Below are 15,916 nucleotides of genomic sequence, written 5' to 3' on the forward strand. Positions count from 1 at the left end.
CTGATGAAGCATGAACAGCCCATACCCCTCTCGAAAGAGAGACGGAACACCATGATATCAGAGATTAAAAATTATTATTCCAATGAACGGGACGAAGTCATCGGGGAGCTTGCTGCTGGTATGCTTCTTGATTTTTTTATGGACCGGCTTGCCCCTGAAATTTACAACCAGGGGGTATACGATTCTCACAAATATATCGCAGAAGCTGCTGAAGACCTTCTCTCTATCCTGAAGTAATCTTTTCCCGGTCCTTTTTTTCGGTCGGTAGTGCGGGAAAACGGGCACAGGATTTCCATCAGGTCTGGATCTCCCGACCTATGAAATATGGCGTATCTCAAAGAAATAGTAATTATAAGTACAATAAATTGGATTTGTTCATCATAGGTCGGGGAAATAGGTGCGGGAGGTTTTGCGAGATCCGGGTGAGGGGGTGTATGTGAGTGTAGGAGTCCCGACCTCCCGAACGAAGGGTGATCGGAGAGTTGAGATATCCGGAATGGGAGTTTGAGCAGGATATCTCAGGTCTGATGCGAACAGACCTGAAAACAGATACCTCCGGTTTAAGTTGTGATTTTCCCAGGGGTTTGGTTGGGGTATTGAGAATCCGGTTAGATGGGGTGCCGGGAGGGGCTGATCTTTTGCTATCGAATAAGGAAGGTCATCTCTTGCTTCTCAATCGGATGATGATATCAGCAGGGTTTTTTTGGGGGAAATTGAGGCTGAAGTATCATTCTATTTTTGATCCGGTGGCTTGAGGATCATCAAAGATTGAATCCACTACCGCTGCGGCACCTTCGTTCTTGAACTTCTCTATAGTCTGCTCGATAAGATCCTGGACTTGTTCAGGTGAGTATCCGGATGAGACTTGTTGGAATGTGGAGAGAACCGAATCGGTGCGTGGATGGTTCACGGATTGGTACATGAGTGCTGAAAGACCAAGGAGTTGGAGGGCACCAATCGGATGATCTTATCGCGATGCTATTTCCCATAGGCAATGTGGTAAGAGATGAGGCGTATGTCACCCCTCCAGGGCTTAATCTGGACATTATCGATGTCTCAATGAATGCAAACCAGTTCAGAATATCTTCAATTTTCGCATTATTTTTTTTACTAATATTTTGCCAGAATCATGATTCAAAGTATTTGGACATATTCGGACATTCATTATAGACCTATCATGAGACTCGCTTCAGAACTCAAATCAGACATATCCTCTGAGACTGGTTCTGGTCAGTAGGCATATCAAATCCCCTTCAGTCCATCGAATCTATATCTTCTCTCATCATCAGGAAACGACCTGAGGACATAAAAATACCCAAGGATCGAAGAGTAGTTGCTATACAAATAACATACACCTCGATTTTTTCCGGACATGACGAATGCAATCTTCATTATCACAAACCTCATTCCTCAGAAAGCAGTGTCATTGTTTGCTGGATACCTATCACTGCCCGAAACCGGGGAACTATTTCTTGCTAAAAAAGTTAGGTAAAAAGAGTTCTACCGTTTAATAGGTAGTCAATCCTGAGCCTTTAAGAATATCATCGACATCATTGTCTGATAAATCATAATGGTAGAATTTAGAGTAGAATTCTTTTGTTACTGCCTTTAAATCGAGGTCTTTAAATTTATCTGGGTATAATACCTTTGCAGTCCATGGAATACCCATGATAATATTGATCCCTGGAGACCTATCATACCAGTTAAAGGGATCACTTGGAACCAGATATACCTGCTTATCCTGTACAGCCTTGACCTGTGACCAACTTGGATCCGAGTATATTTTATCGTAAAAACTCTTTTCAAAGGCAATAATAACATCTGGATTCCACTTTAGGATCTGTTCCATTGAAACAGGTGTTCTTCCAATGCCACCATTGAATTGAACATTAGCCACATTTATACTATTACTTACCTCAAGTGGCTGTGTATGTCCAACCCCTTGTGGATCTGTTAGCAGGCCTTCTGGACCTTCAGCATAATATACACGTTTCTTTTCAGATTCAGGAATGGATGCCGATGTCTGATTTACTTTTTTGTAGATATTCTGATAAAATGAGATGAACTCCTCTGCTTTATCAGAATCCCCTAAAACCTTACCCATAAACCGGACTGGTTCAGCAAAATTTGTGATGTCAGTAGTTGAACCGAGAGCCAAGACAGGAATCGGGTTCAATTGTCTTTGAGTATCAACCACATCTGCTTCAGATCCCTTGGTGTATGGCATAAACATGACGTCGGGATGCATAGACTGAAAACTTTCAGCATTTAATTTCGTTTTTCCTTGGGTCCCTCCGACATTTGGGAGATTTTTGTATTTATCAGGAATATATTTTGATTTACTATAGTCAGAGCTGAGCCCAATTAGTTTGTCAGGTGAAATGACATAAATCATCGTTGTTGCAGCCTGATTAGTACCAAGTACTGAATTAACAGATGTAGGAACAACGACTTCTCTTCCTGCCATGTCTGTTATCGTATGAGTGTCACTCGTGTCACACATTACCGGACATGTCTGAGAAAATATCAGGATGGTCATCAAAAAGATGCCAATTACAATTCTCTTTACTTCCATCACAATCACTTAATGTATACAATAATCAATTGTAAACAAATATTAGTTTAGATCTCATGCGGTTTATTTACATATAGTTTAATTCTATCTATTAGACCTCCCTAAATATTCGGGATATCGATTATATTTTTAATTAAGCGAAAAAAAGAGAGTTTGGATCCATCCAATAGATCCTGGAATAAGATGTAAAAAACAATCACACCGTTGGATTTAATATATCATTTATTTCCGAATCACTCGGATCATACCCATAGAACTTCTTGCAGTAATCCCGGACAACCTGATTCATGTCAACATCAGCGAATAACTCTGGATGGAAGGTTTTCGCTGACCAGACTGGCATCAGAGATGCACAAGCACTTCTCACACACCAGGCATAGACATCTTTTGGACTCACATAGACCTTGCCATTTTTCACAGCATTGATCTCTTTCCACTGAGGATCTTCCATGATCTTGGGTTTTTGTGCAGCATCCCGGACAACAATGATGTCAGGATTCCATTTCACGACATCTTCCATAGAGATATCTTTAAACGTTCCAGAGATTCCATTTTCAGCTGCCACATTCACTCCACCACCCAGCTCAATCCAGTTTGTCACAATTGAACCAATTCCTTCTGTATTGAGAGGATTGTTTGCCGTGTATAGCACCTTTGGCTTTTGATCTTTTGGAAGATCTGCAGTCTTGGAAGATACGAGTTTAATATTAGAATCATAGTAATCACTAAACTCTTTGGCCTTCAATTTAGCATCCGGGCCTAAAATGTCACCAACAATTGACACTGCCTGTTTTAATTGCTCAGGAGTGGAGACATTGAGTTCTACAACCGGCATTCCAAGATCACGGATTTTTTTGGAAGTTGTTGTATTGGCACTTAATGCCATAATGACGACATCTGGATTATCTTTAACAAGTTCCTCCATGTTCACTTCAGTATTGAGTGACTGGGGAATACTCTTGATCTGGGGATACAATTTTATCAGCCAGGGCAGGGTATCAACGGTTGAAGACGTTGCAACAATCTTGTCAGCCCCGCCGAGCATGAAGATAACCTGGTTCATCGCAGGATAACTGACACCAATCCGGTTTACATCAACCGGAATAGTCGAGGTAGTACCTGCCATATCAGTTATTGTTCTGGTATCAGACGATGTCGAAGCTGCTGAAGTACACCCAATCGTTGTAATAACAGCAAGAGCAATAACGGCAAATATAGTTATATATCGCAATATTTTTTCATCAATTCCAATTTTCATACGGTCACCATCATGAATTTTACTAAACATCCAGTTTTTTCAAATATCCAAAGGATACTTCTAAAATGAAAATCTGCAAGGATATACGGGTAGTCACTTTTTTTATTCAATAACAAAGAAATCGTAGATTCTTGTATTGTAATGAAAATCCATGCATCACTACCTGCAGGTACATATAGACGTATAGAATTTATATATTTACTTAAATAGGCAGAGAAGTTAATTTATTTTGGTAGACAGGGGAAGATACAGATCCCATACTACCATGGATATCATATGACTACAGACTTTTCCAGGAACCTTTTGGCACATTGATCTCAAAGCAGGACCCTTTGCCCGGGACGCCTCTCTCTTGTATGGTCATCCTGGTAATGCCTAATATTTCCCTAATCAAAAAAAGACCAAGACCACTATTCTTACCGTACCCACGCTCAAAAATTTTATCTTTTTCTGAATTGGCAATGCCAATACCATTATCTCCACAGGCAATCACCAGGAAATCTCCCATGACCTTGGTAGATATTACTATTCGGGTCATGGCAGGACCTCCATAATGCAGGGCATTATCAATTAAATTGAAAAAAACCTTTGAAAACATTGGATCTGCATATACCATGATCACATCAGACACTGAAACAGATACCTGAACATGGGATATATCAAGATCAAGGATAGCATTTTGAATCGATTCTCCAAGATTCTGCCATCTTGGTTGTTGCTTTTTCAAATCCTGATAAATATTTGTGAACTCAATCTGATGGCGAATGGTATCAACAATATCTGAAGTTTTTTCAAGGTACATCTGAGCCTCATCAGGCAATGCCACCTCAGTCTTCAATATCTCCAGATACCCATAAAGTGCAGTCATCTGATTCTTAATATCGTGATGAGTAATATTTGTCAGAAGGTTGAGTTTTTTATTCGCTTCCTGGAACGTTTCCTCCATCTGTTTTCGATCTGTGATATCCATACCTACAGACTGATACTCAATTACATTCCCGGAATTGTTGAAAATTGCACGATCACTCCAGTGTTGCCACCGCATACTCCCATCAGGCATTATCACCCTGTTATCAATAGTTGCAATCGGACGTGCCGGAGTGATCCTGGAAAAGGCCTCCTTCATAAGAACTAAATCTTCAGGAGGGATTAATACCGAATGAGGCTTCCCAATACAAGTCACACTATCAAGCCCGAAGTACCTGCAATAAGCACCATTCACAAAAGTAAGTCGCCCATCAGGAGAAAAACGGCATATTAATTCGGTTTGATCTTCGACCACGTTGCGGTACTGACTCTCACTATCACAAAGAGCTTTCTCGATATCTTTTCTCTGCGTAATAAACCGTGCCTGCTGAACATTCTGATATGCAATTGATGATAACTGAGTAGCCAAAGTATAGAGGAATTCTGCAATTTTACAAAACCTTTCACGAGACATCACCGGAACCTCGCGAAATGCTTCTACCATTACCTGTTCATCTGCTCCGATTTCACGAGCATATGTACGCATTTGTTCTTCGGTCTGTGTCTCATCACGAATCTGACCAGCCAGCCAACAGGCGATAGGTTTTCCACCAACCGATATGACGGCACCTGCATCCCATAACCCACAACTTGAGCATGTCTTGATAACAGGACCATTTGAGAGAACCTGACATATTGCTGAATCTGAGCGAATACAGTTTTCAAATCCAATTTTTGTTTTCTGAATAATATCATGGCATAACCTGCAGAATCCACTCGCATGGGTTATTGGAGTTCCATCGATATGAGTAATAATAGATGCAACCCCGGTAGCTGCGACAAACTCATCCTGAAGACGTTGAATATCTGCGAGGTTGAAGAGGCTTTGAAAACTGATACCAGACTCCGACGTCATGGGCTGGGTTAAAGCTACAATTCTCTTTTCCAGCGCTTCCTCTGCCCGCTTTCGATCAGTAATATCCTGATTCGCACCCTGAATCCGGTACACATTTCCATTCGAATCTAGTTTCGTCGAGTATCGGACAATGACATATCTGATTTCCCCATCACGCCTAATGATTCGATGTTCCAGTTCTGTACAAAAATCCGGTTCTTTCGCTGCGAGTGCTTTTGGAATTTCTTCCAGAACCCGATGAACATCAGAAGGATGAACAAACATCCGGAGGTATTCTTCAAAAGAAATGTTATATCCCCCTTCCTGTTCTACAGTTGTTCCGTACAGAGAATAGAACCTGTCATCGAAGGTGAACATCTTTGATGACACAGTATAGTCCCATGTTGCCATATGGGCAAGGTCAAGGGCATTGTCAAGTTTTCGATGGTTTTCCAGGAGAGTGCGTTCCATCTGAATTCGTTCAATTTCAGATGATACTTTTACTGCAATAATGTCAAGGGTTTCATGGAGAGCAGGCAGTGGTAGCAGTGGAGTGCGGGAAAGGATGCAAAGAATCCCGATTGTTTCTCCTTTTGAATTTTTTAGCGCTATTCCCACATATCCCCTGATATTGAGATCTTGTAATTTTTTGCTTTCAGGGAATTTTTTTGCCGCATTATCATGGATGACATAAAACCCTTTTTCAATTACACGTTTACATGGTTTGCCTTTCAACGAGTAGGTAACCCCGGATATCTCCCTGTTATCTTGAAGCATGTAAACAATCTGAATAGTTTCCTTATCTGCACCAATCTCCCCGATTATCACACAATCTGTATGTATCCACGAGATTATCGTCTCAGAAACAATTTTGAGAGCATTAAAACCGGTTGTCCCCACCATGCTCCTTACAAGCATCTGATGTGTAGCATCTATCTCCTCTTGTTCTGTGATATCTTGAAAACTGACTAAAATGAATGGCTTTCCATTCATATTCAGAAGATTTGAATGAAGCCTGCAGGTAGCAGTCTCCCCGTTTTTTCTTCTGCAATGTACGACTAATTCTTCAAAAAAATCATCTTCATGAACATTTGATATGTAATTTATAAAATCATCAAGATTTAGAAACAGACATAACTCATCAGCAGTCTTGCCTAGTATATCCTCTCTTGGATACCCAGAATATTTTACTAACGCAGAATTAATATCAACAAAAATCCCGGTTTGCGCTGATATTAATGCAAGTGCTACCGGATTCTTATGAAAAACTGTTGAGAATTTTTTATTTGATTCCCGGAGAGATATTTCAGCATGGTGCTGAAGAGTGACATCCCTTACTGAAACCAGTATGGCTGGCTGGTCGAGAAAAGTAATCTGTTTACTTATGCAATCAATCCACTTTTCTTCAAAATCGAGGTTATGTATCTGGTACCGGGAAACATCTCTTTCGATCTCATCTCCAGCCTGAATAGAATGTTCAAGAAAATCTGCCCTTGAAGAGGGAATAATGATCTCAAAAAAATTCTTTGTTCCTATAATATCATCAATTGTATCAGCACCAATGATATGATGTGCAGCATTGTTGATAAAGAGAATAATACCGGTGATATCTAAAATAAGGATTCCATCAAAGGATTGCTCAACAAGCATCCGGAATTTTTCTTCACTCTCCCGAAGTGCTGATGTTATCTTCCGTTCTTCAGTGATATCAGTCCCAATACTGATCATACCGGTGATCGTTCCGTCAGCGTCAAACAAAGGCTTATTCCACCAGTTGATCCATACTCTCTTGCCACTTTTCGTGATATTTTCATTCTGGTTGTGTGTATATTTTTCAGGATTATGCACGATATTATCTATCAACTGCACCAAATATCGCCCGGAATCAGCCTCTTCTTCAGGAACAATTGTTCCAACCATGTACCTACCGAGGATCTCATCACTTGCATATCCAAAAAATTGCTGTGCATACTCGTTGAAAAAAGTAATTTTTCCGTCTTTGTCACTTTTCAAAATGATTGTCGTGGCATTTTCAACAAGTTCGCGGTATTTCTCTTCGTTTGTCCTGACTGCTTCAAGTGCCTTTCTTCGTTCTATTGCATGCTTGATCTTATGCGAGAGTTCAGCAAATTGAAATTTGGGGTCTCCACCTTTCTGAAGGTAAAAATCAGCCCCATGATTAATTGCTTCAATAACAACTTCCTCCCTGCCACGTCCGGTAAAGAGAATAAACGGGATATTGCCATATTGTTCCCGGATAATCTGCAAAAAAGCAATTCCATCCATACCAGGCATCTGGTAATCTGAAATAATTGCATCAAAACTTAATGTACGTATTAATTCAAGGGCTTCCTGTGCTGACGGTGAGGTTTCAACAGAGTATTCGCCTCCTTTCTCAAGAAAGAGTTTTCCAATATCCAATAGACTTTCTTCATCATCAACATAGAGGAGCCTTGCCATATTCTTTCCTTCAAAGATGTGCCAGGATTATTATATTTAATTGTTTTGTACGTATTTATTCCATTAACCATCCTAATTAAAAATTTTGGCGAAAAATATCAGCAAATTAAGGGATTGAAGTAATTATTCTATCATATATGAGTCTTAATAAACTAGACATTCTCAAACATTTAGGCAATACAATAAAAATGTCTTGTAGCAAATACTTATCCAACAAGTATTGCAGATAGGATTAATATCGAATTTATTTTTCCCTCTGAAAACCAAGGTACAAGAACTACAATATTTACCTCAATATAATTGGTTTTATTTTGGAGACATTATGGAAGAATTATTTATTTCACCTGAATTTCAGATGAGTCTGCTTTTGTTTGTCGCCCTTGCGGGATACGTAATAGCCTCGCAAATTAATCAGTCAGCAGTGATTGGTCTCATCTTTATTGGAATAGTAGTTGGCCCAAGTGTATTAGGATGGATTCAGTACACTGATTTCGTAAGTAGTCTCGCTCATCTGGGTGCAGTCATTCTGCTCTTTGTAATTGGACTTGAATTTAAACTTCATGAGATTATGAAGATAAAAAACGGGATAATAGCTCTTATAGGCGTGATAATACCCTGGATTGGAGGATATGGAATATCATTACTCTTTGGGTACTCAAGTTCAAGTGCGATCTTTATTGGAACCGCACTTACTGCAACAAGTATTGCAATTACGGCCAATGTTCTTCAGGAATTAGACCAGCTTCAGACTGATGCAGCAAAAGCCATCATCGGGGCTGCTGTAATAGACGACATCTTAAGTCTGCTTGCCCTTGCCATCTGCAATGAAGCTGCAACCGGGACCGTATCTGCTTTTTCGATTGGTTTGATGACAGTCAAAGCAATAGCATTCGTCATCATCGGAGCGGCAGCAGGTGTTCTGGTCATCTCCCGGTTTATTGAATATGTAGATGAAACAGCGTTTGCAGGAAAATACCCCGAGTTCACCTTCATTTTCGCGATGATGATGGCATATATGTATGGAATTCTCGCAGAAATGGTGGGATTATCAGCCATTGTGGGTGCATTTATCGCTGGTGTTTCATTCAACGAGATTAAACTGAAACAGGGCCATGATTTAAAGGAAGGAGCTGGGTATCTGCAGATAATATTTGCATCAATATTCTTCGTATCACTCGGAGTTATGGTTGATCTCAAAGCAGTGACCCCTGAGATCATTGTATTCCTTGTGGCATTAACCGTGATTGCAGTATTAACCAAACTAATCGGTTGTGGGATACCGGCTTACCTGAGTGGAATGGGTTGGAAAGAATCCCTTATTGTCGGATTTGGGATGGCTCCACGGGGAGAAGTTGCAATGATTGTTGCATTAATAGGGCTTCAGGAGGGAGTAATAGATCAGGGCATTTACGTTACAATCATTATCATGAGTCTGATTACAACCATCATGACCCCGCTAATATATCGGAATTGTTTCTTTAGAGAATGCAAAGAAATTGCGTCTAGTTCGCCCTGATATCAGGCCCCTATTTTTAGAGGTGTTAAGAAATACCAGCGAACAAATTTTAAAAATTAGGTTTTTTTAAGCACTTGAAAGATCACTTGATAATTAACTCAGCATATTGCATATCTCTCTGGTTTGCTGCATCCCAAAGGTTAATTCTCCCGGTGCTTGGGTATATCTTCTGATGAACGATATCCCATCCATTGGGCATTAAATTATCATCATTCTTTTTCTGGTTTGTTGCATCCCAGATATTTACGTGATAGGTTCCAGGACTGAGTGGTTTTTTATCATCAGTCTTATCAATCATCACACTCCAGGTCTTGTCCTTCTGTCCATTCTTCACGACGGCTCCGGTTGCAAGTACATGATCTTTCGGGATGTCCATATTCTGTTGTGATTGAGTCCTGTCTGCATTGAATCGTACAAGATTGATACCAGTAGGATGGATATTTTCTGACGTTATTGCAACAGGATTAAAAACTACCTTTCCAGTACTATCCCCTTTTGCATATGCTCCTATTTCATCCCAATACTTTTTAGGGATAATTTCTACACCAATCTGTTTGCAGCTGTCAATTGAAGTTGTTCCCGTGATATTGATCTTCTCTCCGCTGGTGTGCTCCCCAATCGGGTTTACAGTAATGGTTTGATTGGCATCTGCCAAAGAGGACGTTACACAGATTACGGTGATGAATATCAACCCGAGAGCGGCAATACAAAATCGAACTGCTGCTTGATGGTTCTGTTGTGCTATATCACATAAAATTGAATGTAATGAATTATCCATTAATCAATTCGCCTCATTTCCCACCCGAGATGGGTGATTTTAAAGACTTACAAACGAAGCGGTATGATATTTTTTTAATTCTTTAACAGACTTCTTCTTACACGAGTGTATCAAATTCCTGGAATCTATCAGGATCAGACCTGATACCTTACTGAAAACAGCAATTACGAAGTACAAACGTAACGTAAAATTCAGATACAGAATGTTCAGGCTTTCATGATTAATACTGATTCATCTTGTACCTCCCAGGCAAACCAAGATTATCATCAGAATTAATCCACCCTCATATGACAACCTCATAAATGCAGCTTCTGAAACGACCCGAAAGATGCAATATGTAGCTGATCATCGGGGAACGCTTAAAACAGTACCACAACAAAGGATCTTGATACAGTTGATACGTATGAATCCCCACTATATGCCCCGCTATATAGCAGCACTGTTCCTGATACTTTTGAGTATAGCGATCATCTGCTCTCCTGCAGCTGCAGCGGAGGGAAAGGATGCATCATCAAATCCTCTCGGATCAATACCCTTTATCGGAGGGTTTGGTTCCTTATCTGATCCGGTGATTATACACTTCTTTTTCAACCCCGGTTGCGGGGCTTGTGAGAAGATCCACCCTGTGATGGAGGCCTACGCAGCTAACCATTCAGATGTAAAAGTTGAATTCTACAGTCTTGCAGGAAACCAGACCAATATTGATCTCTTCAATACCTACCAGAAGGCCTATAATATCTCCCATGCCCATGTTCCAATCCTCTTCCTTGGAAACACAAACCTGATGGGAGAAGAAGAGATCACTGAAAAACTTGATACAACCGTTGCAGAGGTAAAAAAAGGGAGTAACAAGGCAGGCCTTCTCTCAAATCTCTCTTCTGGCAACGGTAATGTATCAGCGTCTTCCATTAATCCCGGGTTTCTCATCGTAGCAGGAATCGGTGAAGGACTTAATCCATGCGGATTGCTCGTTCTCGCCCTTCTCCTCGTGTCACTCATGGCTTCGCAGTCACGAAGAACTGTTCTGGCCATTGGACTTGCATATATCGTCGCCTTCTTTGCAGTCAGGCTCCTCTCCGGGTTTGCAATATTCTCTGTTATACAGCTCCCCGGACTCTCACAGACCTTCACCCTGATAGCAGCAGCAGTGGCAATCATAGCCGGTATCATACAGGTCAAAGATGGTCTCTCTAAGAAACAACATCCGCTTCTCTCAATTCCTGATTCCAAAAAGAGTCTCATCTCATCATACATGAAGAAGGCAAGCGTCCCTGCTGGCCTTGTTGTCGGAGCTCTCGTAGGTGTGTACGGAATGGCCTGCACTGCAGGAATTTACATCAGCATCCTTGGTATGCTGTACAAAGAGCCTGCTATCGGACTTGTCTACCTGGTGCTCTACAACATCCTTGTAGTAATCCCATTACTTGCCATCCTGCTTCTGGTATTCTTTGGAATTCCACCAGAAAAAGTCAGTGCATGGCGTGATGACCAGAAGAGCATGCTCAGGCTGATGATCGGTATCGTGATGATCATCATGGGAATCGTTATTCTTATCCCAATGCTTTAACTTTTTTTCCAGATTCCGTTTCCTTAAGCATACAAACATCATCTCATCGTTTTCGGTTAATATCCACCTGAATCACGATTCAGGATAATGTTATCATTTACGCAAAAAAGAGGATTGAAGAACGCTATGATGTTGGCTCGAACTGATCCTTGCCAACTCCGCAAACCGGGCAGACCCAGTCACCTGGCAGGTCTTCAAACGCAGTGCCAGCAGGAATATCGGCACCCTCATCACCAAGTTCAGGATCATACACATAACCACACGGAATGCACTCGAACTTCTCCATTGGACCCTCCCCAGAAAAAACCGGAATATGCAGATCTCAACCTGCAAGAGAGATAAAGATAGGGCTTGCTCGTAGCAGTTTTTCCGCATACCCTAAAAGCCAATAGCAGCATATCTCTCATAAAGCATGCAACACTATATTTCACAAAAAGGGCCAGGAAAAGAGCACAATATGGATAGTTCTTCACCTGTAACCAATTGTGGTCCTGATAAAACACTAAAACGGATCGTTCTCTTCATCGCAATCCTTGCAGGATTTTTAACTCCCTTTGATGGTTCAGCAGTGAATATCGCTCTGCCAACCATCGGAGCAGAATTCAGCATGGATGCCATCTCGCTCTCGTGGATAGCTACTGCATATCTTCTGGCTTCAGCCCTCTTCCTCGTACCATTCGGAAGACTTGCCGATATATATGGAAGAAAGAAGATATTTGAAAGTGGAATTGCCATATTTGCCATTTCCTCTTTATTAATGACCCTGGTCCCAACTACAGGGTCATTAATTGCTATCCGGGTTCTTCAGGGACTTGGTGGTGCCATGATCTATGGAACAAGTATGGCGATCCTGACCGGAGTCTTTCCTCCGGGAGAACGTGGGCGTGCAATCGGTCTCTATGTCTCGTTTGTTTACTTTGGCCTCTCACTGGGGCCGTTTCTTGGTGGCATTCTTACTTCGTATCTTGGTTGGAGGAGCATCTTTCTTGTTAATGTTCCAATAGGCCTTCTGGCTGTCATCCTTATCCGGTTAAAACTGAAAGGCGAATGGACAGAAAGCAAAGGAGAACCATTTGATATAATTGGATCAGTATTATACAGCCTTTCGCTTGTTGCAGTGATGTATGGATTCTCCACACTTCCGCACGAAGGAGCCATGACACTGGTCATTGCCGGATTAATTCTTGTTACTATCTTTGCATGGTATGAAAGCAGGGCGTCATATCCAGTCCTCAACGCCCGGTTATTCTCCGGGAACCGGGTATTTCTGTTCTCGAATGTTGCAGCATTGATCAACTATAGTGCGACCTTTGCTGTGACATTCCTGCTCAGTCTTGATCTTCAGTATACCAAGGGGTTCTCACCTGAACATGCCGGACTGATTCTTATTGCACAGCCAGCAGTGATGGCACTTGTATCAACCCTTTCGGGAAGACTTTCAGATCAGATAGAGCCAGGGAAAGTTGCATCAGCAGGAATGGCTATCACAACACTCGGGCTTTTCCTGCTCGTCTTTCTCACTGAATCGACACCGCTCTGGTACATCATCATGAGTTTGTTGATCCTTGGAACCGGCTTTGGCTTCTTTACATCACCAAACACAAATGCAATAATGAGTTCAGTGCAAAAACACGATTACGGAGTCGCTTCTGGAACCACATCCACCATGAGACTTCTTGGACAGATGCTCTCAATGGGTTTTACAACTATGCTCTTTGCCATCTATATAGGTCCGGTCGAGATCACTCAGGAGTATTATCCGGCTTTTATATCCTGCCTTCAAACCGGATTTACTTTTTTCACAATCCTCTGTGGAGCGGGCATATTCTTCTCACTCATCAGAGGCCACATGAGGGAGAATGTTTAACCTCAAAATTCCATAATCGCAGACACATATATATCTAAACAGGCCCTTTTTTTACTTTATCAGATGATACAATCTATTTCCAGAATATTATATGTCGATGATGAGCCCGGATTTCTTGATCTCTGTAAAACATTTCTTGAACGCTCTGGTGAACTTGTTGTAAAAACCACCCGTTCCGGGTCTGAAGCACTACGCTTGCTGAAAGAGGAGCGGTTTGATGCCATCATCGCAGACTATCAGATGCCAGGGATGGATGGAGTCGAACTGCTCATCGCCGTTCGTTCAGATCCCCTCATAAGTGAAATCCCATTTATCCTCTTTACAGCACGGGGTCGCGAAGAGGTTGTCATCAAAGCCATCAATAACGGTGCTGACTTCTATCTTCAGAAAGGCGGCGAGACAGGAATCAGATTCCTTGAATTGGCAGAGACAGTGAAAACTGCCATAAAACGTAGAAATAATAGAATCATGTATTACCAGGATGATGAGAATGTACATTCAAATACCTCATTATCCGGTGGTTCAGGTGATCCTGCCAGAGAAACTGCCAGGATTCACGGAATTCACCAAACTGATGAAATCAACACAGGAATTGAACACGTAAATAAGAAAAATAAGACTGAACAGCGTGAACTCCGGTGTACCAGTATTATCGCTCACGCACCATGGGGAATCCATTGTTACCGCCTTGAAAACGAAGTATTCATCTTTGAATCTGCAAACCAGGCAGCTCAGAGAATGACGGGAATAAAGGCAGAAGGACTCCGTGGAAGACCTGTGACTGAAGTATTCCCGGTTCTGGTTTCTACAGATATTACAGAAAGACTGCAAGAAGTTAATCAGTTTGGACAGTCATGGCATTCAGATAATCCAGTCAGGTTTTCTGATAAACCAGATGCAAAAGCACTTGATCTCTTTGCATTCAGAACATCCCCGGGTAATATTTCAGTAATTTTAAACGAACCTGTTCAAGGCAGAGAAAAAGAGATCATTCCTCCAAAAGAACTCTACCAGTCATTCATAGAAGCATCACCAGACGTCATTATAATCACCGATATTACCGGAAATATCATTTTCAGTTCACCAAAATCACAAACTATGTTTTCACTTCCACCGGATACAGAAGTCAACGGCACAGAAATACTGGCCTGGATATCTCCGGATTACAGATATCAGGCGTTTGATTCCATATCCAGACATTTGAGGGGAGAACAGACACCTCCAGCCATATACTGGTTACTTCGCATTGATGGAACTTCATTTCCTGCAGAGGTCCATTCAGCTCCTTTACATGACAAGACCGGAAAAATAACTGGGATTGTATCGATAATCCGGGATACATCAGAACGTACAGCACAACAAGACGCATTAGAGCGTGGAAACCGGAAACTCAACTTACTCTCATCGATTACTCGACATGATATCCTGAACAAGATCACAGCACTTCGCCTTTATTGTTCCCTCATAGAGGAGGGAGAAGATCCGGCACAGAACAAGGAGATGATCATGAAGATAGAGCAAATGGCTTCAAACATTTCCGATTTGGTAACATTCACAAGTTACTACCAGAACCTTGGGATCAACACTGCCAGATGGATTGCGCCGGGAGAGGTGGTGACCAGGATCGTTGACATGATCGAGCTTGGCAATATCAAGATTAAAAATGACTTTGGACAAATTAGAATTCTAGCAGATCCCCTGTTTGAGAAAGTCCTCTACAATCTCTTTGATAACGCAGTGAAGTACGGCAGGAAGATAACAACTCTCAAAACAGGATATGAACTCAACAATGATGGAATTATACTCTATGTTGAGGATGATGGAGTGGGAATTCCTCCGGAGGAGAAAGAGAAAATCTTTGATCGGAATGTAGGGAATGGAACCGGACTTGGCCTTTTCCTCATCAGGGAGATATTAAACGTTACAAACCTTTCAATCAGAGAGACAGGAATTGTAGGTGTAGGAGCGAGGTTTGAGATCCTGGTTCCTCCATCGAAATACCAGAACCCTTAATATTCTGATGGCCTCTTTCAG

11 protein-coding genes are annotated in these 15,916 nt (G+C 41.5%); 5 read left to right on the top strand and 6 right to left on the bottom strand.

The annotated features are described in order from the left end of the window. Window positions 1–3 precede the first annotated feature (3 nt). Entirely contained in the window at window positions 4–237 is a 234-nt protein-coding gene (locus DK846_RS08775; RefSeq protein ID WP_109968564.1) for a DUF2164 domain-containing protein, read from the top strand. Between the two features lie 490 nt (window positions 238–727). Here DK846_RS08775 and DK846_RS08785 read toward each other — a convergent pair whose 3' ends face one another. The 4 genes from DK846_RS08785 to DK846_RS08805 form a co-directional block, all read right to left on the bottom strand. After that, the gene (locus DK846_RS08785) at window positions 728–910 is read right to left on the bottom strand and encodes a hypothetical protein (RefSeq protein ID WP_146201187.1); all 183 of its coding nucleotides are present in this window, start codon (window positions 908–910) and stop codon (window positions 728–730) included. 597 nt (window positions 911–1,507) lie between these two features. Further along, window positions 1,508–2,575, bottom strand: a complete 1,068-nt coding sequence (locus tag DK846_RS08795; RefSeq protein WP_109968568.1) for an ABC transporter substrate-binding protein — start codon at window positions 2,573–2,575, stop codon at window positions 1,508–1,510. Between the two features lie 196 nt (window positions 2,576–2,771). Beyond that, the gene (locus tag DK846_RS08800; RefSeq protein ID WP_181391701.1) at window positions 2,772–3,833 is read right to left on the bottom strand and encodes an ABC transporter substrate-binding protein; all 1,062 of its coding nucleotides are present in this window, start codon (window positions 3,831–3,833) and stop codon (window positions 2,772–2,774) included. 280 nt (window positions 3,834–4,113) lie between these two features. Further along, entirely contained in the window at window positions 4,114–8,154 is a 4,041-nt protein-coding gene (locus DK846_RS08805; protein ID WP_109968570.1) for a PAS domain S-box protein, read from the bottom strand. A gap of 322 nt (window positions 8,155–8,476) precedes the next feature. Between DK846_RS08805 and DK846_RS08810 the strand changes: the two genes are divergently transcribed. Further along, on the top strand, window positions 8,477–9,670 hold the full coding sequence (locus DK846_RS08810) for a cation:proton antiporter (RefSeq protein WP_109968571.1): 1,194 nt from the start codon (window positions 8,477–8,479) through the stop codon (window positions 9,668–9,670). Window positions 9,671–9,752: 82 nt separating this feature from the next. On the opposite strand, the gene DK846_RS08815 is transcribed toward DK846_RS08810, so the two are convergent. Continuing rightward, a complete protein-coding gene (locus tag DK846_RS08815) occupies window positions 9,753–10,448 on the bottom strand; it encodes a hypothetical protein (RefSeq protein WP_109968572.1) in 696 nt (231 codons plus the stop codon). Window positions 10,449–10,851: 403 nt separating this feature from the next. Here DK846_RS08815 and DK846_RS08820 point away from each other — a divergent pair, with 403 nt between their 5' ends. Further along, window positions 10,852–12,015 carry a thioredoxin family protein gene (locus DK846_RS08820; RefSeq protein ID WP_146201188.1) on the top strand — a complete coding sequence of 388 codons (1,164 nt, stop codon included), beginning with the start codon at window positions 10,852–10,854 and terminating at the stop codon, window positions 12,013–12,015. A gap of 124 nt (window positions 12,016–12,139) precedes the next feature. On the opposite strand, the gene rd is transcribed toward DK846_RS08820, so the two are convergent. Further along, entirely contained in the window at window positions 12,140–12,301 is a 162-nt protein-coding gene (rd, locus tag DK846_RS08825; protein ID WP_109968574.1) for a rubredoxin, read from the bottom strand. Window positions 12,302–12,427: 126 nt separating this feature from the next. On the opposite strand from rd, the gene DK846_RS08830 reads away from it, so the two are divergent. Together DK846_RS08830 and DK846_RS08835 are read left to right on the top strand one after the other, a co-directional pair. Then, window positions 12,428–13,882, top strand: coding sequence for an MFS transporter (locus tag DK846_RS08830; protein WP_342769656.1), 1,455 nt, complete (start codon window positions 12,428–12,430; stop codon window positions 13,880–13,882). 63 nt (window positions 13,883–13,945) lie between these two features. Next, complete coding sequence (locus DK846_RS08835) at window positions 13,946–15,895, top strand: hybrid sensor histidine kinase/response regulator (protein WP_109968576.1); 1,950 nt, start codon at window positions 13,946–13,948, stop codon at window positions 15,893–15,895. Window positions 15,896–15,916: the final 21 nt, after the last annotated feature.

Origin of the sequence: Methanospirillum lacunae (assembly GCF_003173355.1) — an archaeon.
Taxonomy (GTDB): Archaea; Halobacteriota; Methanomicrobia; order Methanomicrobiales; family Methanospirillaceae; genus Methanospirillum; species Methanospirillum lacunae.

Bases quoted from the DNA above. Each gene is read 5' to 3' on its own strand.
- DK846_RS08775 (WP_109968564.1), top strand. From the start codon at position 4: ATGAAGCATGAACAGCCCATACCCCTCTCGAAAGAGAGACGGAACACC.
- DK846_RS08795 (WP_109968568.1), bottom strand. From the start codon at position 2,575: ATGGAAGTAAAGAGAATTGTAATTGGCATCTTTTTGATGACCATCCTG.
- DK846_RS08800 (WP_181391701.1), bottom strand. From the start codon at position 3,833: ATGAAAATTGGAATTGATGAAAAAATATTGCGATATATAACTATATTT.
- DK846_RS08805 (WP_109968570.1), bottom strand. From the start codon at position 8,154: ATGGCAAGGCTCCTCTATGTTGATGATGAAGAAAGTCTATTGGATATT.
- DK846_RS08810 (WP_109968571.1), top strand. From the start codon at position 8,477: ATGGAAGAATTATTTATTTCACCTGAATTTCAGATGAGTCTGCTTTTG.
- DK846_RS08815 (WP_109968572.1), bottom strand. From the start codon at position 10,448: ATGGATAATTCATTACATTCAATTTTATGTGATATAGCACAACAGAAC.
- DK846_RS08820 (WP_146201188.1), top strand. From the start codon at position 10,852: ATGAATCCCCACTATATGCCCCGCTATATAGCAGCACTGTTCCTGATA.
- rd (WP_109968574.1), bottom strand. From the start codon at position 12,301: ATGGAGAAGTTCGAGTGCATTCCGTGTGGTTATGTGTATGATCCTGAA.
- DK846_RS08830 (WP_342769656.1), top strand. From the start codon at position 12,428: ATGCAACACTATATTTCACAAAAAGGGCCAGGAAAAGAGCACAATATG.
- DK846_RS08835 (WP_109968576.1), top strand. From the start codon at position 13,946: ATGATACAATCTATTTCCAGAATATTATATGTCGATGATGAGCCCGGA.